The 22,803-nt window shown below is 61.9% G+C and carries 17 protein-coding genes and 3 pseudogenes; 17 read left to right on the plus strand and 3 right to left on the minus strand.

Annotation, left to right across the window (positions count from 1 at the left end; all coding sequences use genetic code 11):
• The 4 genes and pseudogenes from E5W87_RS36105 to E5W87_RS18370 form a co-directional block, all read left to right on the plus strand.
• A pseudogene (locus E5W87_RS36105) lies at positions 1–92 on the plus strand (short-chain dehydrogenase/reductase); the annotation flags it as partial.
• Positions 93–331: 239 nt separating this feature from the next.
• A pseudogene (locus tag E5W87_RS18360) lies at positions 332–822 on the plus strand ((2Fe-2S)-binding protein).
• Positions 819–1,810 (plus strand): annotated as a pseudogene (locus tag E5W87_RS18365) (xanthine dehydrogenase family protein subunit M). The pseudogenes E5W87_RS18360 and E5W87_RS18365 overlap by 4 nt, the downstream one beginning before the upstream one ends.
• Complete coding sequence (locus E5W87_RS18370; protein WP_292400370.1) at positions 1,807–4,188, plus strand: xanthine dehydrogenase family protein molybdopterin-binding subunit; 2,382 nt, start codon at positions 1,807–1,809, stop codon at positions 4,186–4,188. The pseudogene E5W87_RS18365 and the gene E5W87_RS18370 overlap by 4 nt, the downstream one beginning before the upstream one ends.
• Positions 4,189–4,249: 61 nt before the next feature.
• On the opposite strand, the gene E5W87_RS18375 is transcribed toward E5W87_RS18370, so the two are convergent.
• Entirely contained in the window at positions 4,250–4,918 is a 669-nt protein-coding gene (locus E5W87_RS18375; RefSeq protein WP_292400375.1) for a class I SAM-dependent methyltransferase, read from the minus strand.
• A 606-nt stretch (positions 4,919–5,524) separates the two neighbouring features.
• On the opposite strand from E5W87_RS18375, the gene E5W87_RS18380 reads away from it, so the two are divergent.
• The gene (locus E5W87_RS18380) at positions 5,525–6,484 is read left to right on the plus strand and encodes a DMT family transporter (RefSeq protein ID WP_292400378.1); all 960 of its coding nucleotides are present in this window, start codon (positions 5,525–5,527) and stop codon (positions 6,482–6,484) included.
• A 100-nt stretch (positions 6,485–6,584) separates the two neighbouring features.
• Here E5W87_RS18380 and E5W87_RS18385 read toward each other — a convergent pair whose 3' ends face one another.
• Entirely contained in the window at positions 6,585–7,823 is a 1,239-nt protein-coding gene (locus tag E5W87_RS18385) for an ROK family transcriptional regulator (RefSeq protein WP_367118836.1), read from the minus strand.
• A gap of 100 nt (positions 7,824–7,923) precedes the next feature.
• Between E5W87_RS18385 and E5W87_RS18390 the strand changes: the two genes are divergently transcribed.
• Genes E5W87_RS18390 through E5W87_RS18420 form a run of 7 tightly spaced genes read left to right on the plus strand, consistent with a single transcriptional unit; the run spans position 7,924 to position 14,816 of the window.
• On the plus strand, positions 7,924–9,189 hold the full coding sequence (locus E5W87_RS18390) for an ABC transporter substrate-binding protein (RefSeq protein ID WP_292400383.1): 1,266 nt from the start codon (positions 7,924–7,926) through the stop codon (positions 9,187–9,189).
• A 59-nt stretch (positions 9,190–9,248) separates the two neighbouring features.
• Entirely contained in the window at positions 9,249–10,184 is a 936-nt protein-coding gene (locus E5W87_RS18395) for a carbohydrate ABC transporter permease (protein WP_292400386.1), read from the plus strand.
• Positions 10,177–11,079 (plus strand): carbohydrate ABC transporter permease, encoded by a 903-nt coding sequence (locus E5W87_RS18400; protein WP_292400389.1) that lies wholly within the window; start codon positions 10,177–10,179, stop codon positions 11,077–11,079. Before E5W87_RS18395 ends, E5W87_RS18400 begins: the two co-directional genes overlap by 8 nt.
• 10 nt (positions 11,080–11,089) lie before the next feature.
• Positions 11,090–12,187: an ABC transporter ATP-binding protein gene (locus E5W87_RS18405; RefSeq protein ID WP_292400392.1), complete on the plus strand. Its 1,098-nt coding sequence runs from the start codon at positions 11,090–11,092 to the stop codon at positions 12,185–12,187.
• 10 nt (positions 12,188–12,197) lie between these two features.
• On the plus strand, positions 12,198–12,965 hold the full coding sequence (locus E5W87_RS18410) for an SDR family oxidoreductase (RefSeq protein WP_292400395.1): 768 nt from the start codon (positions 12,198–12,200) through the stop codon (positions 12,963–12,965).
• A 40-nt stretch (positions 12,966–13,005) separates the two neighbouring features.
• Positions 13,006–14,007 carry a sugar phosphate isomerase/epimerase gene (locus E5W87_RS18415; protein WP_292400399.1) on the plus strand — a complete coding sequence of 334 codons (1,002 nt, stop codon included), beginning with the start codon at positions 13,006–13,008 and terminating at the stop codon, positions 14,005–14,007.
• Positions 14,004–14,816, plus strand: coding sequence for an SDR family NAD(P)-dependent oxidoreductase (locus tag E5W87_RS18420; protein WP_292400402.1), 813 nt, complete (start codon positions 14,004–14,006; stop codon positions 14,814–14,816). The genes E5W87_RS18415 and E5W87_RS18420 overlap by 4 nt, the downstream gene beginning before the upstream one ends.
• Before the next feature lie 30 nt (positions 14,817–14,846).
• Here the strand turns inward: E5W87_RS18420 and selD are convergent, their stop codons facing one another.
• Entirely contained in the window at positions 14,847–15,920 is a 1,074-nt protein-coding gene (gene selD, locus E5W87_RS18425) for a selenide, water dikinase SelD (RefSeq protein WP_292400404.1), read from the minus strand.
• 461 nt (positions 15,921–16,381) lie between these two features.
• Here selD and fdnG point away from each other — a divergent pair, with 461 nt between their 5' ends.
• The 5 genes from fdnG to selA form a co-directional block, all read left to right on the plus strand.
• The gene (gene fdnG, locus E5W87_RS18430; RefSeq protein WP_292400407.1) at positions 16,382–19,468 is read left to right on the plus strand and encodes a formate dehydrogenase-N subunit alpha; all 3,087 of its coding nucleotides are present in this window, start codon (positions 16,382–16,384) and stop codon (positions 19,466–19,468) included.
• 12 nt (positions 19,469–19,480) lie between these two features.
• On the plus strand, positions 19,481–20,431 hold the full coding sequence (fdxH, locus tag E5W87_RS18435; protein ID WP_292400409.1) for a formate dehydrogenase subunit beta: 951 nt from the start codon (positions 19,481–19,483) through the stop codon (positions 20,429–20,431).
• Complete coding sequence (locus E5W87_RS18440; RefSeq protein WP_292400412.1) at positions 20,418–21,110, plus strand: formate dehydrogenase subunit gamma; 693 nt, start codon at positions 20,418–20,420, stop codon at positions 21,108–21,110. The genes fdxH and E5W87_RS18440 overlap by 14 nt, the downstream gene beginning before the upstream one ends.
• 50 nt (positions 21,111–21,160) lie before the next feature.
• Entirely contained in the window at positions 21,161–22,078 is a 918-nt protein-coding gene (fdhE, locus tag E5W87_RS18445) for a formate dehydrogenase accessory protein FdhE (RefSeq protein WP_292400416.1), read from the plus strand.
• Positions 22,079–22,085: 7 nt separating this feature from the next.
• Positions 22,086–22,803 (plus strand): L-seryl-tRNA(Sec) selenium transferase (gene selA, locus E5W87_RS18450; RefSeq protein ID WP_292400419.1); only part of this gene is annotated, 718 nt, incomplete at its 3' end.

A 22,803-nucleotide genomic window follows, 5' to 3' on the forward strand; every position in this document is an offset into this window, starting at 1 on the left:
CTCTTGGTATGGTCAGACAGAAACTCGCTCTGCTGCAGCAACAGATCGATGCCAATGAGGAGCTATCCAGCTCGCTGGCCTTCGAAAGCTGAACGGCGCAGCCAGCACTGCCGTTGTCGCAGGTCCATTCATAAGTGACATCGATAGGCTCATGCGAATTTTGGGGGCTAATCCGGATATCGCGTCCGTGCTCTCCTGAAGATTGACCCTTAAGCAACAGGCCAACGACCGGCCTTTGGAAGCGACGTTTCCCTTTCCGACGGATGCCGGCTTCGTCGGTCCGATCAATTCGCGATAAGTCCTAATCCCGCCCGCCACTCGAGGAGACGACATGTCAGAATCCCGACAGTTAGCCTTGGATATCAACAGCCGCCGCCACCAGTTCAATCTCGATGTGCGCGTGACCTTGCTTGACGCACTACGCGAGCATGCCGACCTGCCCGGCACGAAAAAAGGCTGCGATCATGGTCAGTGCGGCGCCTCCACTGTCCACGTCGACGGTGAGCGGGTATTGAGCTGTCTGACCCTGGCGGCCCAGGTGGAAGGCCGCCAGGTCACGACGATCGAGGCCTCAAAGCTGCCGACGGGGTGTTGCACGTAGTCCAGACCGCGTTCATCGAGCACGATGCCTTCCAGTGCGGCTATTGCACCCCGGGTCAAATCATGTCCGCCGTTGCCTGTATTCGTGAGGGTCACGCCGGTACGGACGAGGACATCCGAGAATACATGAGCGGCAATATCTGCCGGTGCGGCGCTTACCCCCATATCGTCGCTGCGGTGCGCGATGCTGCCAGCCGCCTCAAGAAGGAGGCAGCACTATGAGAACGTTCGAGTATCTCCGCGCCGAAGATGCCGCGACGGCGGTTGTAGAGGCAGCCAAGCCAGAGACAAGATTTCTCGCTGGTGGCACCACGCTTCTTGATCTCATGAAGCTGAATGTCGAGCGCCCCGCCCGCGTGGTAGACATCACGCGCCTTTCCGGGCTCGATACGATCGAGGTGTCCGCGGATGTCATTCGTATCGGTGCGCTCGCCAAGATGAGCAAGGTCGCCGACCACGCCGATATCAAGGAGGCTGCGCCGGCGCTCTCCGAAAGCCTGTGGCGCGCCGCCTCGGCGCAGCTGCGCAACATGGCATCGGTCGGTGGAAACCTGATGCAGCGAACCCGCTGCACGTACTTCCGGGACCCGGGCGCTTATTCGAACTGCAACAAGCGTAATCCCGGCTCTGGATGCGCTGCCCTGGACGGCGTCAACCGCAACCACGCGGTGCTCGGCACGAGCGGTGTGTGCATCGCGATCTATCCGGGAGATTTTGCAGTTTCCCTGGTGGCATTCGACGCCACAGTCATCGTCCGGGGAGCTTCCGAACGCAAAATTCCCGTTGACGAATTCTTCCTGCTCCCGGGCGATACCCCGCATCTTGAGCATCAGCTGTCGGCCGGCGAGATGATAGTCGGGATCGAGATCCCGCGTTCGGCGGCCCTGGAACGTTCGCATTATCTCAAAGTTTGCGATCGCGAGTCTTACGAGTTCGCCGCAGCCAGTGCTGCTGTCGGAATCGAATTGGAAGCCGACGGCAAGACAATTCGCGACGTGCGCATTGCGGTCGGCGGCCTCGCCACCAAACCTTGGCGCCTGCGCGTTGTGGAAAATTTGCTCAAGGGAAAGACGCTCGACGAGGCGACGCTTCGTACTGCGGCGGCAGCCACCGTCGACGGCGCGAAGTCGAGCGGACACAACGCATTCAAGATCGAGCTGGCACCGAAGTCGTGGCACGCGCCCTGATGACGGTGGGAGATATCGCATGACACATGGTAACGAGTTCGAACTCAACCGCCGCACCGTCATGAAGCTCGGCGTCGGCGTAGCCGCCGTTGCCGGCGCCGCTGTCGATCTCTCGCCAAAAGTCTTTGCGGCTGAGACCGCCCCTGCCAAGGCGCCAGCTCTCGGTGCCCGACTTTCCCGCGCCGAAGGCCCGTTGAAAGTCACCGGGCAGGCCCGCTATGCGATCGAGCAGAAGCTGGAGAACCTCGCCTATGGCGTTACCGTCCAATCGACGCGGCCGGCAGGGCGTATCGTCAATATCGATACGTCAGCCGCCAAGGCTCTACCGGGTGTCTTGGACGTCTATACCGCGCAGAATTTTCTGAAGCTCAACAAGCCGACCGTGTACAGCAAGGGCGGCGGAGCCACTGAGGAATTTACCCCAATTCAGGACGATGTGGTCCGCTTCAACGGCATGCATATCGCGCTCGTTGTCGCTGAAACCTTTGAACAGGCAACGGAAGCGGCAACCCTTCTCAAGGTCGAATATGAGGATGGCGACCCTGTTCTCGACATCAACGATCCCAAGGCAATAGCGCAGCTCATCGATCCCATGGGTGCTGCCCGGGGCGATGCGGCGACAGCCCTGGCCAATTCGGAGGTCAAGATTGACGTCACTTACACGACGTCGCGGGAATACAACGTGCCGATGGAGCCGCATGCCTGCATCGCTTCCTGGGAGAACGGGAAAATCACCGTCTGGGAGCCCAGCCAGTGGGTTGGCGGGGCTCGGAGCGTCGTGTCGGAATGGCTCGGCATCGACATCGAGAATGTGCGGGTGATCTCGCCTTACGTCGGCGGTGGGTTCGGCTCCAAGATCGGGGCACATCCGCATGTGGGGCTGGCTTGCGCGGCCTCGCGGAAGCTTGGCAGGCCCATCAAGGTTTCTCTCACTCGACCGCAGACCTTCACCGGCCTTCGCGGCCGACCGGCAACTCGGCAGACCCTGTCGATCGGCGCCTCGAAGGACGGAAAGATTAGCTCGATCGTTCATGAGAGCTGGAACGAGACGGCGATCGACGATGTCCATGTCGAGGCATGCAACAATGTGACGAAAATCATGTATGCGACGCCGAACTTCTCGTCACGTCTCAACATCGTGCCGGTCAATACGGTCCAGCCTGGCTGGAAACGGGGTCCCGGCGAAAACCCCAGTGCCTATGCTCTGGAAAGCGCGATCGACGAACTGGCGCACGCGCTCAACATGGATCCGATCACGCTACGCCTTGCCAACTGGGCGGAAATTGATCCCAGCAACGGCATGAAGTGGACCACTCGACAGTTGCGCGAAGCCTATGCCGCCGGCGCGGAAGCCATCGGCTGGTGGAGCCGGACCCCGGCCCCTTGCTCGATGCGCGAAGGCCGCGAGTTGATCGGCTATGGAATGGCCGCCGGCTCATACCCCATGATCCGGACCGCGAGCGAAGCCAGGATCGTACTCCATGCCAGTGGACAGATCGAAGTCCTCAGCGCGGGCACCGATATGGGAACGGGGACCTACACCATTCTCGCCCAGACCGCGGCTGACGCTCTGGGTGTTCCTGTCGAGGCCATCGCTGTGCGGCTGGGCGATACCATCCTCCCCAGGTCGGCGCTCGCTGGCGGCTCCCAGCAGGCCAACAACCTTACGGGAGCGGTGGACAAGGCGGCCAAGAATGCACGCGATGCCTTGCTGGCGCTTGCCGCATCCGATCCGAAGTCGCCGCTGGCGGCTTCGAAGGCGACTGACCTCACGTTCGAAAACAGCTCGGTACGGCCGACCCGTCGACCGTCCGCCGGCATCAGCATAGCGGAACTGTTGAAGGCAGTGGGCAAAGACAAACTGGAAATCGAAGGTAACACCTTTGCTCCAGGCGCCACCGAGGAGATGAAGAATGGAGCCGACCGCAGTTTCGCCCAGTTAAAGGGCGCCGTGGAAGGAGGCGTCTCGGCCCATAGCTGGTGTGCGCATTTCGTGGAAGTTCGCATCGATGAGGATTTTGGTACGATCCGTGTCAAGCGCATGGTTTCGGCATTCGACAGCGGCAGGATCTTCAATCCAAAGCTTGCGGAAAGCCAGTGGATCAGCGGCATGGTGATGGGGCTCGGGCAGGCTCTCCTGGAAGAAGGTTACGTCGATCAGCGGGACGGACGCACCGTCAACGCAAATTTTGCTGACTATGCCGTACCCGTCAACGCCGATGTGCCCGACATCCAGGTGATTTCGGTTGGTATTCCGGACATGCAGGCAACTGCTCTGGGGGGCAAAGGCGTCGGCGAGATCGGTGTCGTGGGGGTCGCTCCTGCGATCGGCAATGCCGTCTTCCACGCGACCGGCAAACGCATTCGAAGCCTTCCGATCACGCTGGAGAAGCTCGCTTGAGTTCGATCGATGCGCCTCTGGTGACCCTGAGGCTTGCCGCGCGAATAGGCGAGGAACGCTTCTAAGGCGCGGCCGCCCAGCCCTGCGCTAGAGGGGCGTGGCTGTCCGCTGCGACGCGCCGGCTGCCCAGCACCGTACTCAGCGCGGTCGACAGCCCGACCGGATAGCGCCGCATCGCGATCATCTTGAGCCCGGCTGCGTCCAGCAACCGCTCGATCGCCGGCGCATCGAAGAACCACATATGCGTCGGCATGTTCGGCCGCCCGACAAGCCGCTGCCAGAACGGCGACAGGTTTGAAAACAGCCCGACCTCGAAGCAAACCGTGCCGCCAGGCGCCACCTTCGCCGCGATCGCCCTCAGCGCCGCCACCGGATCGGGGAAGTGACTCAGCAGATCGACATGGAAGCTGGTATCGTAGCGCCCTTCGGGCAGACGGCTGTCCTCGATCAGAGCGCGCTCCACCGTGACGCCCAGCGCGCGTTCGACGCGCGTGGCGCGTTCGTCGGACGGCTCGACCGCCTCGACCGTGAAACCGGCCCGGATCGCCGCCGCCGTGAACTCGCCGTCACCGCAGCCGATCTCAAGCAGCCGTCCACGTCTCGTAAATGCCTTCACCCAGCCGACCCGCGCACGTGCCGGCGCGGAATAATAGATGCGGTGGTGATGATCGATCGCCGCGTCCACCGGATGGGCCGGAAGCGGATCGATATAGATGACCCGCACGCGCACTGACGGCCGCTATACTCCCCTTCGCGCAACGCCACCGGACCGGAACTGGTCCGGCAGATTGGACAGGCGCCCGATCGTTGCAAGTTGCTTCCCTCCATATCGCCATCATCATACAGGCAGCGGCATGCTTCTCTGACATCTATCTGGATGATGCCGTCGTCTATAAAGGCGTCTTTATCGGCGGCGTTCAGACGAGCCCGATCCTGGCCAGGTGCTTGATCATACGCAGCCGGAGCATCAACGGCCGCAGCCTGTGAGCAGCCTGTGAATAGAAAAACCCGCGCCTCCGGGAGAGGTCGCGGGCAAAGGTCTGTTGGGATCAGAGGGACTGATCCAGCTGTAATGTGGGTACCTTACATGATCGGCGCATCGGTCAAATGGATGAAAGCCCGCGCCTGCGGGGAAGGACACCGGCTGTGATCGGCGGGAGGATACGATCTCGCAGCATTTTGTCTACGGGAAGAATGTTGCAGAGGCCGAACTTTCGGTCGCCGGCCGGTGTTTCACACGGGAAAAACCGTCGCACAAGGATTGGTGAAATAGGTGGCGTTGCTGCTCGGCAAGACGCAGCAATCTTGCTAAAGTCGGCGGTGGGAGGAGACGGAAATGCAATCGCTGCCGATAGCACATCCAGGCGTAGCGACGGCGACAGCCGGCACATCGCTTCCGCTCGCCTATTCCACCGCGACGCTTTGCTGGCTTCTGTCCGCCGGCGTCTACATCGCAGCCAAATGGGTTGCCCCCGAGATGCCGCCTTGGGCGCTCTGCTTCTGGCGGCTGGCGCTCGCCTGCGCGATCCTGCTGCCTATCCTCCATCGCCATCATGGGGCGATGCTCGCGCTGATCCAATCCCGGGCGATCGAGGTACTGGCCATCGGCGCCATCGGGCTGACCCTTTGTCAGGGCATGATCTACACGGGCCTCAGTTACACCAACGCGACGACCGCCGGTATTATCATGGCCCTGTCGCCGATCATGACCATGGTGCTTGCCCGCTTCGTGCTCGGCGAGCCCCTCGGCGTCTGGAAGGCGCTTGGCGCGCTGCTTGCTGTGGTCGGGATGGTGGTGATCGTGGCGCGCGGCGACCTCGCCGCGCTGATGCGGCTCCAGTTCAATCCCGGCGAATTGTGGATCGTCGGCAGCGCGTTTTGCTGGGGCCTCTACACCGTGCTGCTGCGTCGCTCCAAATTCGCTATCGAGCTTCTGCCGATGGTGGTCCTGCTGCTAGCAGCCGGCGCGCTGGCCGCACTGCCCCTCTATCTCTGGGAACTGGTTTCCGGGGAGCGTTCGGCGCTGCATGCGAACGGCCTTCTGGCACTCACCTATGTCGCCGGCCCGGGCGGCGCTCTGATGTATTACCTCTACAACCGCAGCGTCGAGACGCTTGGCGCCGGGCGCGCCAGCATGCTGCTCTATCTGCAGACTGTCTTCGTCGCCGTGCTCGCTTACCTTTTCCTCGGTGAAAGCTTGCACGACTACGATCTCGCCGGCGCTGCCTTTATCGTCGCCGGCCTGCTGCTCGCCACTGCGATCAAGCCCAGGCAGCGCACAGTGCATGTCGCGTAGGGACTTGCTGATCGCGTACTCGGTTACATCTGCACGATCAGTCGATTTTCTTGATATGGCGCTCTCCCGCTACTCCAGATAGATCGGGAGCAAGGGCAGATCATTGCAGTCGGCTGTTGTGTCGCAGCACGAGGCCGACCGCGCCGAGCAATGCGTCGTTCTCTGTGTGCTTACCAACAATTATCCGCGTCCGCAGGGCGGGCGCGATATCGCGGGACTTGATGAGCGTGTGGCGTTCATATGACGCGATCAGTGGTGCCAGGAGAATGTCGCCTGCCAAAGCCATGCGGCCACCGATGATGATGAGCGGCGGATTGATCACCGAGCCGATCAAGCCAAGACCACGGCCGGCGAACTCGGCGGTGTCCTCGATCATACGCAACGCCCCGACGTCGCCCTGTTCTGCCATCATGATCACGTCGTCCATCGTGACCGGCCGCCGCACGATTCGCGAAATCTGCTCGAGCGGCCGGGCAAAACTGGCATAGAGCTCCAGGCATCCGCGATTGCCGCACCGGCAAAGATCGCCGCCGGGATCGATGCTGATGTGCCCGAATTCGCCGGCGCCGCCGGCGATGCCCGTCACCAGCCGGCCATGCTGGACGATGGCTCCGCCGACGCCCAGATCGATCTTGAACAGGACGAAATCGTCTTGGCCGACGGCCGCGCCCCACATCAACTCCGCGATGGCCGAGCAGTTGCTCTCGTTATCGGCGAAAATCGGCTGTTCGAGAACCGGCCCGAACACATCGCGGATGTTGACCCCGGCCCAGGTCGGAACGATACTTGCACGCAGCACCACTCCTTCGCGGCTGACAGGGCCCGAGACGGAAACCCCAACCCCCAGGAGCCCCGCCATCGGCAGACCGTTCTCGTCGTAACATTGGGCAATTGCTGACTTGGCGAGCTGGGCCGCCTGTTGCGGCTGGTAGTCCAGCCCCATAGCGATAGTTTGTTCGGCAATGACAGAATGTGACACGTCGGCAACGACGCACCGTATCTCGTCGAGGCCCAGATGGATTCCGACGCAGGTGCCCGCAGCCGGATTGAGCGTCAAGGTCGCAGCAGGCCTGCCGATACCCCTGATCCCGTCATGATGGGCCGAGGATTCGATCACCATTCCGGACTTTCTCAAGCCATTGAGCGCGGTTGAAACTGTCGATCGCGCCAAACCGGTGATATGCGCGATTTGCGACGCGGAAAGCACGCCGCGCTCACGCAGGCATCGCACGATCAGGCTCTCCGGTGATGCGGAGGGCTTGTCGATCAGCCAATTTCTAAGCGAGGGTTTGTTCATGATGAGCACAAAGGACGTTGACTGATAGCTCAAATATGTCATCTTGGAAAGAACAGAGATACCTGCATCTCACCGGCGGCGGCTTCAAATCGCGGTCACAAGCGGTCGATACGAACCGTACATCACATATGGGAGTGAAACGATGAAATACCTGAGGACGGCCCTTGCGGCCGCTACGGCGTACACCCTTGTTGCCGGAGCCGCATTCGCAGAGCCCAAGACCAATCTATTACATCAATGGGCGACCGGATCGGACGCCCAGGCTATTGCCAAGCTCGGCGAGATGTTCACCGCAAAGGGTGGCACCTGGCAGCAGACCTCCATCGCAGGCCACACGGCCAACACGCTGGCGAAACTGCGCGCCGACGTGATCGCCGGCAACGCACCTCCCGCGGTGCAGCTCAAGGGGCCCGAGATCGCCGAATGGAACGAGACCGGCATGACAGCCAATCTCGACGACCTGGCGACAGCGGAAAATTGGGAGAAGGTCGTCGCTCCCGAATTGCTGCCGGTGATGAAGCCGACCGGCAGCTGGGTGGCGGCGCCGATGAACATCCACCGCATCAATTGGCTGTGGGCATCGCCGAAGGTCATGAAGGACGCGGGCGTCACCGAGGTGCCTAAGACATGGGCAGACTTCAACGCCGCCTGCGACAAGATCGTGGCGTCAGGCAAAATCTGCATCTCGCACTCGACTGCCGACTGGACCGATTCGACGGTCTTTGAAGTCGTGGTCTACGGAATGGATCTCGACCTCTACAAGAAGGCTTTCGTCGAAGGCGATGTCGAGGCGATGCGCAGCGACGGCATGGTCAAGGCCTTCGAGCAGTTTCGCACCATGACGACGAAATATATGGACCCGGGCATGAACGGGCGTGACTGGGATACCATGTCGCATCTGGTCGGCCGCGGCGAGGCCGCCTTCCACATCATGGGCGACTGGACGATCGGCCTGCTCACGGCTGGCGGCTTCAAGGAGGGCACCGACTATGTCTGCGCCCAGGCGCCGACTGACTGGGGCAAGCCGGGCTTCATCCTGAATTCCGACTCGGTCGTGTTCTTCCAGCAGAAGGATCCGGACTACGTCGAGGGGCAGAAACTGCTCGCCAGCACGATCCTGTCGCCCGAGTTTCAGACGATTTTCAATCAGACCAAGGGCTCAATCCCTGCCCGTCTCGACGTCGATCTTTCGAACGGCTTCAATCCCTGCCAGCAGCTCTCCCAAAAGGATCTGCAGGCGTCGATCGATGCCGGCACGCTTGTCCGTTCGATGGCGCATAACATGACGATCCCGCAGAAGGTGCGCGGCGCGATCATGGATACCGTCACCGAATTCGTAGCGACGCCGGACATGACCGCGCAGGACGCAGCCAGTGCCATGGCTGATGCGGCCGAAGCGCAGATGTGAAGAAGCTGCCAATGACGGCCTGGCGCGAGCCGCCCAGCCTGACTTCGCCGGAGCAGCCGATGTCCATGCATGACCTGACTGTACCGGTTGCGACTCCCGCCATCCCGTGGCGGGAGCGCCTTGGCACGATGGTGCCCATACTGGTGCTGGCGCCGTCGCTTGTGGCGAGCTTCATCTACGTTTTCGTGTTCACGCTCTGGACGCTGTATCTCTCGCTTTCCAATTCGTCGCTGATGCCGACCTATGGGTTCGTCGGTCTGGATAATTATGCTTCGCTTTGGGCGAACCGACGCTGGAACATCGCCTATACGAACCTCTTCCTGTTCAGCGGCTTCTATATCGTCGGCTCGATGGCCATCGGACTGCTTCTCGCGATCCTGATCGACCAGCGCGTTCGCGGCGAGTCGATTTGGCGCACGATCTTCCTCTACCCGCTGGCAGTGTCCTTCATCGTCACCGGCACGGTGTGGAGCTGGCTCTACAATCCCGTCGACGGCATCCAAGCCTTCGTGCGGGGGCTCGGCTGGACCGACTTCAGCTTCGCCCTGACGGCCAACCGCAACACCGCGATCTATGCGGTGATCATAACCGGTATCTGGCAGTCGTCCGGCTTTGCAATGGCGCTTTTCCTGGCTGGCCTGCGGTCCGTCGATCCGGATCTCGTCAAAGCGGCGCAAATCGACGGTGCGTCGGTTTCGCGGATCTATCGGAGGGTCATCCTGCCGACGATCGCCCCGATTTTTCTGGCGGTGGCAGTCATTCAGATCCAGTTCGCCATCAAGACGTTCGACCTGGTGGCGGCGTTGACGCGGGGTGGGCCAGGTGTGTCCACCACCTTCCCGGCGATCTACGTGTACGACCTGATGTTCCAGCGTGGGCAGATCGGCGAGGGTGCCGCTGCGGCGATGATGATGCTCGCGGCCCTTGCGGTTGTGCTGGTGCCTTATTCCCTGTGGATCGTCTGGCGCAGGCGAGCGGAGGGCCGCAATGGCTGAAGTTGCCTTCGACGCTCGGCATGATCCCGAAGCGGCCGCGGCTACGCGGCGATATTTCTGGAACCGCTTTCTTATCTATGCGGTGCTGACGCTTTTCGCTGTCATCTATCTTGCACCGCTGCTGGTCGTGGTCTTCAACTCATTGCGGGAGCAGTCCGAGATTGCCCGCAACGGCCTCATCTCGCTGCCGCGCAGCTTCCGCCTCGACGCGTGGGCGGAGGCCTGGGGCACTTATTGCGTCAGCGGCACCTGCGAAGGCATGAAGCGCAATTTCTTCAACTCGCTCTGGATGGCGATCCCCGCAACGGTCATCTCGACGCTCCTCGGCGCCATGAACGGCTATGTGCTGTCGAAATGGCGTTTCAAGGGCTCGGAAATTCTATTCAATCTGATGCTGCTCGGCGTCTTCATGCCCGGCCAGATCTCGCTCATGCCGTGGGCGTTCCTTCTCGGCAAGCTCGGCCTAACCAATTCGACATACGGGCTGGTCTTAATTCACGTCGTCCAGGGCATCTCGTTCACGACCCTGTTCTGCCGCAACTTCTACGTCAGCATACCGGACGACCTTATAAAGGCGGCACGCATCGACGGCGCCGGCTTCTGGCGGATTTTCCGCAAGATCATCCTGCCGCTGTCGCCGCCGATTTTGATCGTCACCGTCATCTGGCAATTCACTGGTATCTGGAACGAGTATCTGTTCGGCGTCGTCTTCACCTCGGGCCAGCAACAGCCGATTACGGCGGCATTGGTCGCACTCACTGCCGGCGGCACGACCGCCCGCGCTTATGATGTGATGAGCGCAGCCGTGCTGATCGGCGCGCTGCCGCCGTTGCTGATCTACCTGTTCGGTGGAAAATACTTCGTGCGCGGCCTGACACAGGGCGCCATCAAATGAGGCGTCGCTCGTGTCCACACTGACCATCCGCAACCTTCACAAGAGCTATGGCGCGGTCGAGATTCTGGCCGGCATCAATCTCGAGGCGCAGACCGGGGAATTCGTCGCCCTTGTCGGCCCCTCCGGCTGCGGAAAATCAACCTTGCTCGCCATGATCGCCGGCCTGGAAACCGTCACGTCGGGCGAGATCTGGATTGGCGACCGGTTGGTGAATTCCGTGCAGCCCAAGGACCGCGACATAGCGATGGTGTTCCAATCATACGCCCTCTACCCCACGATGACGGTGCGCGAGAACATCACCTTCGGCATGGAAAGCCGGGGCGTGCCCAAAGCGGCGCAAGCGGAAGCCGTAAAGCGGGTTGCCGCACTCCTGCAGATCGAGCAGTTGCTCAAACGCAAGCCCGGGCAGCTGTCGGGCGGCCAGCGGCAGCGTGTTGCGATGGGTCGCGCCCTGGTACGCGACCCGAAGCTGTTTCTGTTCGATGAACCCCTGTCCAATCTCGACGCCAAGCTGCGCGTGGACATGCGCACCGAAATCAAGAAGCTTCACCATCGCGTAGGCAAGACGACGGTGTACGTCACCCACGATCAGGTCGAGGCGATGACGCTCGCGTCCCGCATTGCGGTGATGAACCAGGGCTCGGTGCAGCAGTTCGACACGCCGAAGCAGATCTATGACCGGCCGACCAACATGTTCGTTGCGGGTTTCATGGGATCGCCGGCGATGAATTTCATCCCCGCCCGGCTTACGGGCTCGAGCAGTATCTCGGTGCGCGCCGCTGACGGCACCGACGCTACTCTCACCGTTGCCACTCCGCTGCCCGCCGGCGCGCCAAAAGACGTAGTGCTCGGTGTTCGGCCAGAACACATCTACCGTTTCACGACGGATCTGAAGTCGCGGAAACCTGCCGTCGAGTCCATGCAGGCCCCGGTCGAATTGGTCGAGCCGACCGGGGCCGAAACACTTGCCGTCCTCAGGCTGGGTGCCCTGGAGATCACCGGCCGTTTCGAGCCGGATGACGCTCCCATCATGGGCGAGACGATAGCGCTTGGCATCGACATGTCGCGCGCCTGTCTGTTCGATCCAACAACCAAGGCGCTTCTGTGATCTGATGTCCATGCAATTCGCGACGTACCCGAGCTTGACCGATCGCGTCGTGCTGATCTCCGGCGGCGCCTCCGGGATCGGGGCCGACATGGTCCGCGCTTTCGCCTCGAATGGCGCCCACGCGGCGTTTCTTGATGTGCAGGATGGGCCGGCGGAGGCGTTGGTGCGCGAGCTTGATGGTGTCGCCAGGCAGGCCCCGTTGTACCTCCATTGCGATGTGACCGACGTCGATGCATTACAGGCGTCGGTCGAAGCCGTGCGTGCGCGGCTTGGTCCGGTCGCCGTCCTGGTGAACAACGCTGCCGATGACCAGCGCCATCCCGTTGACGCGGTGACAGCCGAATTTTGGGACCGCAGCTTCGACGTCAATCTCCGGCATCACTTCTTCGCCGCGCAGGCGGTGCATCCGCACATGAAGGAACTCGGCTTCGGCTCGATCATAAACTTCTCTTCCATCGCCTGGCGTTTCGGCGCGGACCAGATGGTGGCCTATGCCAGCGCCAAGGGGGCTGTGGTGGCCCTGACCCGCGCACTGGCGCGGTCATTCGGACCTGACAACATCCGCGTCAATGCAGTCGAACCTGGCGCTGTCATCACCGAGCGACAGCGCGAGCTGTGGTTCAAGACGCAGAACGCAATCGACCAGACCGTGCAGCGACAATTGATCCGCCGCGTCCTCCTGGGCGAGGAGATTGCACGGACCGTGCTCTTCCTTGCAGCGGATGACAGCCGCATGATCACGAAGCAGTCCATCGCCGTCGATGCCGGTCTGCGCTGATGCGATCGCTTTCACATCTTTCAACGGGACTGCCAAACTGATGCTTCGTCTCGGTCTCAATCCCTATGGACTGACCTACACTCTCGGCCTGCAGGGCCGCGGCACGCCGCGACACAATCCGAATGGGGTGGGGCTAGAAGGTTTCATAGCGCTCGCGCAGGAACTGGGCGCACGCACGCTCGAGATTTACGAACCGTGGTTGACCGACTTGCCGGACGCCGAGGTCCTCGACCTGCGCCCGCGTCTGGCCGCGCTCGATATCGTCCCGGTGGTGAGCGGCGGACTTCTCGTGGCCGGTCCGTTGGACAACGCGTTTCGGGCTGCGCGCCTGCTCGAGGCGACGACGATCCGTATCGCACTGACCCCCGTCCTGTGCGGTGACCGCAACGCGTGGGGTGGGAAATGGAGCGAGTTCAACGCGATGATCCGCGCTGCCTTGACGGAATGGGGCCCGCGTGCGGCGGCTGAGGGCCGGGTGCTCGGCATCGAGAACCACCAGGACTTCGGCAGCGACGAACTGGTCGCGTTCTGCGAACTCGGCGGGCCCGGTGTCGGCATCACCTACGACACAGGCAACACGTTCCCTGTCGGCGAGGCACCGCTTTCCTTCACCCGGCGGATCGCGCCGCATGTCCGCCACGTTCACCTCAAGGACTATCGCGTCCAGTTCACGGATGAGGGCTACCGTCTGGTCCGCTGCGCGATCGGCGACGGCGCCGTGCCATTCGCCGAACTGGCAGCCATCCTCGGCGAGCACCATGACACGCTGACGGCCGTGCTCGAGCCTGGCGCGCTGGAGGCCCGTCACGTTCGCTGTCTCACCGATGACTGGTGGAACGGATATCCGCCGAAGACCGCGCGCGCGTTCGCGGCCTGCCTGAGTGCTGCGCGCGTGAACCGCCTTGCGGACGACGCCGACTACCGGACGCCATGGGAGCGCGACGATGACGGCGCGCTCGTTTCGTATGAGCTCGACATGATCCGGCGCAGCGCCGCCAACATGAAGAAGTTCGATTTCATTGCAATGGAGAAACCAGCATGACTGCCCGAGAACTCAGCGGCCTGACTGCCTTCGTGACTGGCTCGGGACGCGGCCTCGGCCGCGTGATGGCCGAACGCCTGGCCGAACTTGGCGCAAACGTCGCGATCCACGATCTCGATTGGACCCGGCCGTCCCAATATGGCGAATTCGCAGACCTCGGCGAATCCGCCAGGGGTTTGGAAAAACATGGGACACGAGTGACCGCGGTCACGGGCAATATCGGCGACAAGGAAGCCGTCGCCGAGATGAGAAGGAAGATCGAGTCGGACCTCGGCGATGTGCACGTTCTGGTCAATTGCGCTGGCGGGGACATTGGCGCCAAGGGGGTAAAGCCCAGTCCCAACAACGCGCTCGACATCGACTACGATGACATCAAGGTTCTGACCGAGAACAATCTCATTGGCACGATGCTGGTCTGCCAGGCGTTCATTCCGCCTATGGTCAAGCGCGGCTCAGGCTCGGTGATCAACATTGCCTCGGCGGCAGCGCATATCGGATGCTCGCCGGAGGTGGTCTACTCGACGCTGAAGGCCGCTGTCGTCCATTATACCCGCTGCCTCGCCAAGGAATTGATCGACGATGGCGTTCGCATCAATGCGGTAAGCCCCGGCGCCACCAAGACGGCGCGGTTCCAAGCGAGCCGCGTGGTCGATCCGGAGCGCATGGATTCAAGCAAGAAATCGCTAAACCGGTATGCGGAGCCTGAAGAGATCGCCGAAGCGGTGGCCTTCCTCGCCGGTCCGCGCGCGCGCTTCATCAATGGGCAGGTCATCCGCGTCGACGGCGGTTTCACAATCTTTCCCGGTTGAATAGTTCCTCGGCGCGCCGGTTCATCGGCGTCACTGTACCGTTATAGCTGGCGAGCCTGGCTCGACATGGCCGATCACGCGGGCCGATGCGTAGCCGTCCGCGATGATCTTTTCGACGAGGACTGCCGCTCTGTCGTGCTCGCAGGCGACGAGCAGCCCGCCCGAAGTCTGTGGATCGGTGAGAAGATCGCGCCTCCACTCCGGCATATCGGCGGGCAGGAGCACCGCATCGCCATAGCTCGCCCAGTTGCGCCGCGAAGCGCCGGTGACAAATCCTTGCTCTGCCAGCAGCACGGCTTCGGAAAAGAGCGGAACGTCGCGATCGCGAATGACCAGGACACAGCCCGAGCCGCGCGCCATCTCGAGAGCATGTCCGAGCAGGCCGAAACCGGTCACATCGGTAATCGCATGGACGCTGTCATCCTGCGCGAGCTCCGATCCGATCCGGTTGAGCAGGGTGGTCGAGGCGATCATCTCGACATAGCCGCTGGATGGGAGCGCCTGCTTCTTGATGGCGGCGGAGTAAATGCCGACGCCGAGTGCCTTCGTCAGGATCAAGGCGTCTCCCCGCCTCGCACCCGAATTGCGCCGGACGTCTTCGGGCCTGCATGTGCCGATCACGGCAAGGCCATAGATCGGCTCCGGCGAGTCGATCGAGTGGCCGCCGGCGACCGGGATTCCGGCCGTGGCGCAAACTGCCCGGCCGCCCTTCAAAATGTCTCGGACCATATGCGTCGGCATCTTGTCGAGTGGCATGCCGAGAATGGCCAGCGCCATGATCGGCCGGCCGCCCATCGCATAGACATCGGAGATCGCGTTGGTTGCGGCGATCCGGCCGAAATCATACGGATCGTCCACCATGGGCATGAAGAAATCGGTAGTGGCGATGACGCACGTCTCGTCGTCAAGCTGCCAGACGGCGGCGTCGTCTCCGGTCTCGGTGCCGACAAGAAGCTGGCGAAAGGGACTGACCTCAACCTGGTCTGCGAGAAGCTGCTGAAGGACAGACGGCGCCAGCTTGCAGCCGCAACCGCCGCCATGCGCGAGGCTGGTCAAGCGAAGCACAGGGGCGTCGGCGACTTTAGGCGCGAGTGCAATTGCCATGGCAAGCCTCCTAGATTGGCACCAAGCGAGACACCGAGCCTGCGGGATTGGCGTTGGCCGCACGCTGGCGATCGTTCGGGAACCGATTTGACGGAACGGAGAGATCAGACGCGGAAACGGTGAGAGCGGTCCGAAGAGGTTTGGTGAGAAGGCAAAGGCGGGACACATGCGCAGCCTCGGAGCGCACGCTTACGCCACCGTCGGCCGTCGTCCGAAAAGCGCCCCGGCACGCGGGAGCCGTTTCCAATACCACGCGGCACTGTAGGATCATCTCTAGACAAGCGTCAATCGCACTCTCTCATCCTAAAACATGAGTTATGTCATCAACTATAATTCGGCAAGAAAATGCAGAGCAGTCGGAACACTTTGCTTTGTTTGACATTGTCCTGTTTTGGATCAAAATGCGCTCGTACCCTTGGTTCGGGATGCCTTCGGAGCATCCGCTTCGGGAGGACATTCAAATGAACATCGAATTGTCACGGCGCGCGTTCCTGCAGACGGCAGGCGCGGGTCTCGCCGGCACTACGCTTGGCGCTCTCGGCTTCGGCGATATCGAAGCCGCACATGCCAAGGCGATACGATCCTTCAAACTCGCCAACACCACCGAGACACGCAACACCTGTCCATACTGCTCGGTGGCTTGCGGCGTAATCTTGTATTCGAAGGGCGATCTCAGAAAGGGCGAGCCGGCCGAGATCACCCATCTCGAGGGTGACACCGACCATCCGACCAATCGCGGCACCTTGTGCCCCAAGGGGTCGGCTCTGCTCGGCTTCGTGAAATCTCCGACCCGGCTGCAGCATCCGATGATCCGCAAACCGGGCTCGGACAAGTTCGAGCCGATAAGCTGGGAAGACGCGCTTGACCGCATCGCCCGCCTGATGAAGGACGATCGCGACAAGAACTTCGTCGCGACGAACAATGACGGCGTGACGGTCAACCGGTGGATCACCACCGGGTTCCTCGCCGCCTCGGCTTCGACCAATGAAACCGCGTTCGCGACCTACAAGGTGGTCCGCAGCGCGGGCATGCTGGTGTTCGACAACCAGGCACGTGTCTGACACGGCCCGACGGTGGCGAGTCTCGCCCCAACATTCGGCCGCGGCGCAATGACCAATTCCTGGACCGACATCAAGAACACGGATCTCGTCGTCATCATGGGCGGCAATGCCGCGGAAGCGCATCCTTGCGGCTTCAAGTGGGTCACGGAGGCGAAGGCCAACCGCGGCGCCAAGCTCATCGTCATCGACCCGCGCTTTACGCGCTCGGCTTCGGTGTCGGATCTTTACGCGCCGATCCGCCAGGGAACGGACATCGCCTTCCTGCTCGGGCTGATCAACTACTGTATCCAGAACGACAAGGTGCAATGGGACTATGTGAAGGCCTTCACCAACGCGACCTATGTCGTCAAGGAGGGCTTCACCTATCAGGACGGCCTCTTCTCCGGCTATAACGAAGCGAAGCGAGACTATGACAAGTCCAGTTGGGACTATGACATAGGCACGGACGGCTTTGCCGTTATCGACGAGACGCTGGCCAATCCCCGCTGTGTCTGGAATCTGCTCAAGAAGCATGTCGCGGTCTACACACCGGAGATGGTCGAGCGCATCTGCGGCACACCGAAGGACCGGTTCCTAAAGGTGGCCGCGATGGTCGCGGAATGCTCGTCGCCGACCAAGGCGATGACCTCGATGTACGCGCTCGGCTGGACCCAGCACTCGAAGGGCTCGCAGAACATCCGCGCCATGGCGATGCTGCAGCTTGTTCTCGGCAATATCGGCATACGCGGCGGCGGCATGAACGCGCTTCGCGGTCACTCCAACATCCAGGGGCTGACCGACATCGGGCTGATGTCGAACCTCCTGCCCGGTTATCTGACGCTGCCGACTGAGAAGGAGGTCGATCTGGCGGCCTACATGTCGACCCGCGGCTTCAAGCCGCTCCGGCCGAACCAGATGAGTTACTGGCAGAACTACAGGAAGTTCTTCGTAAGCTTCCAGAAGTCGATGTGGGGCAACGCGGCAACGCCGGAGAACGACTTCGCCTATGACTACCTGCCGAAGCTCGACCTGCCGGGCTACGATCTGCTGCGTGCTTTCGAGCTCATGCACAAGGGCAAGATGAACGGCTATTTCTGCCAGGGCTTCAACCCGCTACAGGCAGCGCCGAACAAGAAGAAGGTGATCGAGTCCCTCTCCAAGCTCAAATTCCTCGTCATCATGGATCCGTTGGACACGGAGACGGGGCGGTTCTGGGAGAATCACGGGCCGTACAACGATGTCGATCCGTCGCAGATTCAGACGGAAGTCTACCAGCTGCCCGCCACCTGCTTCGCCGAGGACGACGGCTCTCTGGTCAATTCAGGTCGCTGGCTGCAGTGGCATTGGGCCGGCGGCACGCCCCCCGGCGAGGCCAAGCGCGATACCTGGATCATGGCGCAGCTCTATCTGCGCCTGAAGGAGCTCTACACCAAGGAAGGCGGCGCCTTCGCCGATTCGATCGTCAAGCTCAACTGGCCTTATGCCGATCCCGGCGATCCGAAGGCCGAGGAACTTGCCCAGGAGATCAACGGCAGGGCGCTCGCCAGGGTAACCGACACGGCCGACCCGACAAAGGTGCTGGCCGAGGCCGGAAAGCTCTTGCCTGGCTTCGCCGCGCTGCGCGACGACGGGTCCACCTCCTGCGGCTGCTGGATCTATTCCGGCTGCTTCAACGAAAACGGCAACAACATGGCCAGGCGGGACACGACCGATCCTGACGAAACCGGCGCCTATTCCAAATGGGCGTTCTCATGGCCCGCCAACCGCCGCATTCTCTACAACAGGGCGTCGGCCGACCTCACCGGAAAGGCTTGGGATCCAAGCCGCAAGGTGATCGAGTGGGACGGCACGAAATGGTCGGGCTACGATGTCCCCGACATCCTGCCAACGGCAAAGCCCGATCAAGTGGGCCCGTTCATCATGAATCCAGAAGGCGTCTCGCGCCTCTTTACCCGGGGCATGATGCGCGACGGGCCATTCCCGGCGCACTACGAGCCGTTCGAATCGCCAATCGTCAATCCGGTCGCGCCCAAAGTCCGCGGCAACCCCGCGGCGCGGGTGTTCGAAGGTGATATGGCCCAGTTTGCCGAAGCGGCTTCGCAGGAGTTCCCCTATGCGGCAACCTCCTACCGCTTAACCGAGCATTTCCACTTCTGGACCAAGCACGTCATCACCAATGCGGTGATGCAGCCGGAGTTTTTCGTGGAAATTTCGGAACAGCTTGCAGCCGAGAAGGGCATCGCCAAAGGCGGCTGGGTGCGCGTCTGGTCGAAGCGCGGTTCCGTTGTGGCGAAGGCTATGGTCACCAAGCGAATCAGGCCGCTCATCTGCGATGGCAAGACCATTCACATCGTCGGCATACCGCTGCACTGGGGCTTCACCGGAGCGGCAAAGAAAGGCTTCGGTCCGAACATGCTGACGCCTTATGTCGGCGACGCCAACATCGAAACACCGGAGTACAAGGCGTTCCTGGTCAATATCGAGCCCGCACCAGGGCCGGTGGCATAGGAGGCGCAAGCGATGTTTCCTCCCCTTCCCAATCCTTCGACGACGGACACGGCCCCACGTTTTTCCGAGAAGGACCTCATCCGCCGCTCGGCGTCGACTGTCCCTGCCCCCAAGCAGCAGCTGACGGAAGTCGCCAAGCTCATCGATGTCTCGAAATGCATCGGCTGCAAGGCGTGCCAGACGGCCTGCATCGAGTGGAACGACACGCATCCGGAGGTCGGCGTCTTCGACGGCGTCTTCGAGAATCCTCCCGACCTGACGCCGGACATGTTCACGCTGATGCGCTTCAGCGAGTGGGAGAATCCAGAGACGGACAACCTCGAATGGCTCATCCGCAAGGACGGCTGCATGCATTGCGCGGATCCCGGCTGCCTCAAGGCTTGTCCGGCGCCGGGCGCCATAGTGCAGTATTCGAACGGCATCGTCGATTTCGTCCATGAGAACTGCATCGGCTGCGGATACTGCATCAAGGGTTGTCCCTTCAACATTCCGCGCATCTCCAAAGTCGATCACACGGCCTATAAATGCACGCTCTGCTCCGACCGCGTTGCTGTCGGCCAGGGACCAGCCTGCGCCAAGGCCTGTCCGACCCAGGCAATCGTCTTCGGCACAAAGGAAGAGATGAAGCAGCATGCCGAGGGCCGCATTACCGACCTGAAGGCGCGCGGCTATGCCAATGCCGGCCTCTACGATCCGCCAGGTGTCGGCGGAACGCATGTGATGTACGTGCTGCATCACGCCGATCAGCCCGAACTCTATTCCGGCCTGCCGAAAGAGCCGAAGATCAGTCCTCTCGTGGAAGCGTGGAAGGGCATCACCAAATATGCCGGCCTGACCGTGCTTGGCGTCGCGGCCGGTGTCGGCCTGCTCCACCATCTGGTGATGGGGCCGAACAGGGTTTCGGACACGGATGAGGAGAATGCCGAACGGTTAGTGCGGAGTGACCGCCATGACAGCGCATGATGTCGAACCTGGTAAAGTGCATCCGGGCAAGCCCGTGACGGTGGACCGGTATACGGTGGGCGCGCGTATAAATCACTGGATCACGGCGGCGAGCCTGATCGTGCTTGCCCTGTCCGGCCTCGCGCTGTTTCACCCGAGCCTTTTCTTTCTGTCAGGACTGTTCGGTGGTGGCCAGTTCACGCGCCTCATTCATCCATGGATCGGCGTCGTTCTCTTCTTCAGCTTCTTCGGGCTTTTCATCCGGTTTTGGAAAGCGAATCTGTGGAAGCGCGAAGATGGGACCTGGCTCGCGCGCATCCGCGACGTGCTGGCCAATCACGAGGAGAATGTGCCGGAAGTCGGTAAGTATAATGCCGGCCAGAAATTCGTATTCTGGGCCATGTCGGTCCTGATCGTCATCCTGATATCGAGTGGCCTGGTCATCTGGGATCAGTATTTCTCCGCCTACACGACAGTCGGTCAACAGCGGGTGGCGCTCCTCATTCATGCCATCGCGGCCGTTGCGATAATCGGCGTTTGGATCATCCACGCCTATTCGGCCCTTTGGGTGCGAGGCACGATTCCCGCCATGGTACGCGGTTCGGTGACGGGCGGCTGGGCCTGGCGGCATCATCGCAAATGGTTGCGGGAACTTGTTACCAAACCGGGCGGAAGATCGGGATCGAAGCCCGCCGAATGAGCGGGCGTTAATCAGGTAACCACGTAGCCCGTGTGGTTCGTGAGGTGAGTATGCCAAGGCAGATCGTTCCGTCGGATATCGATCCTACCGCCATCGGTGAAGTCTCGGCGCCGCCTTTCGTCCGTTTGCCTGACCCGACGCGTCTGTTCGTTCGACGCGCGCAGCGGCTGAACGCACTGGCCGAAATCCATGAACTCGGTCCTTATCTCCGCTTCCTCGCTGCTCTCGCCGATGTCCAGCACGACATACAGGACGGCCTGTCCGACCCGGATCTGCCGGAAACGGAGGTGCGTGAACGGGCGCACGCCTTCGGGATGCCTCCGCTCGATCGCGACAGGTTCGCCTCCGGGGCGTTCTTCGAGACGCTCGACCGCCTGATGCTGGCGGCTTCGGCCATCGAGAAGCCTCGCGCCGCGGCAGACGCGCTCGACCGGCTGAAGCTGGCCGCGCCTCCGGAGCGCGATGCCATGGTGCGCAACGTGCTCGCCGATGCGATCGCGGCTGATGCGTTGGCCGAGCATGTTTATGTCGCGGCGGCGCTGCAGCTTCATTTCGCGCGTCTTGCCGCTTGCCTCGACGCCTCAACGCTGGTCCCGGTAGGTGACGGCGCATGCCCCGTCTGCGGCGGGCCGCCGGTGTCCTCGATGATCGTCGGTTGGCATGGCTCCCATGGGGCAAGGTTCTGTGCATGCTCGCTCTGCGGAACGCTCTGGAACTATGTGCGCATCAAATGCACCCTGTGCGGCTCGACCAAGGGGATAGGCTATGTGGAAGTCGAAGGCGGATCCGGCACGGTAAAGGCCGAGACCTGCGATTCATGCGGCTGCTATGTGAAAATCCTGCATCAGCACAAGGACCCGAGCCTCGATCCGGTTGCCGATGACGTGGCGACGCTCGGCTTGGACCTGCTCGTCCGCGAGAGCGGCTTCCGCCGCGGGTCATTCAACCCATTCCTTATCGGATACTGAGGACGCGATGACCGCTTTGCCCGCACGTCGCCTGCGCGAGCTTCCATCTGTCGATCAGGTATTGAAGACGCCGCTTGGATCCACGGCGATCCAGCGCTTCGGCCGGCAAGTCGCGACGGCGGCTGTCCGCGCCGCACTTGCCGGAGCGCGGGAGGCCTGCCGTGGCGGAGCCGCGGTGCCGCAGGCCGGCGATGTTGCCGCCGACGCGGTTGAACAACTCAAGGTGACAGAGCGCCCTTCCCTGCGTCCGGTTTTCAACCTGACCGGCACGGTGCTGCACACGAATCTCGGCCGGGCGCCACTCGCTGAGGAAGCGATCGAGGCGGTGCGCTCCGTAATGTACGAAGCGGTCGCTCTCGAATTCGATCTCGCGACGGGAAAGCGCGGCGAGCGGGATGATCATCTGCGTTCTCTTGTTTGCGAACTGACGGGAGCGGAAGACGCAACTGTCGTCAACAACAATGCGGCGGCTGTCCTTCTCGTCCTCAACACGCTGGCGCTCGGCCGCGAGGCGATCGTCTCGCGCGGCGAATTGATCGAGATCGGCGGCTCGTTCAGGATGCCCGAGATTATGGCCCGTGCCGGCGCCAAGGTGGTCGAGGTCGGAACCACCAACCGCACGCATCCGAAGGACTATGTCGCAGCGATCGGCCAGGAGACAAGGCTGGTCCTTAAGGTGCACACTTCGAACTACCGGGTCGAGGGGTTCACGGCTGAGGTGAGCG

The sequence above is a fragment of the Mesorhizobium sp. genome, from assembly GCF_004962925.1.
Taxonomy (GTDB): Bacteria; Pseudomonadota; Alphaproteobacteria; order Rhizobiales; family Rhizobiaceae; genus Mesorhizobium.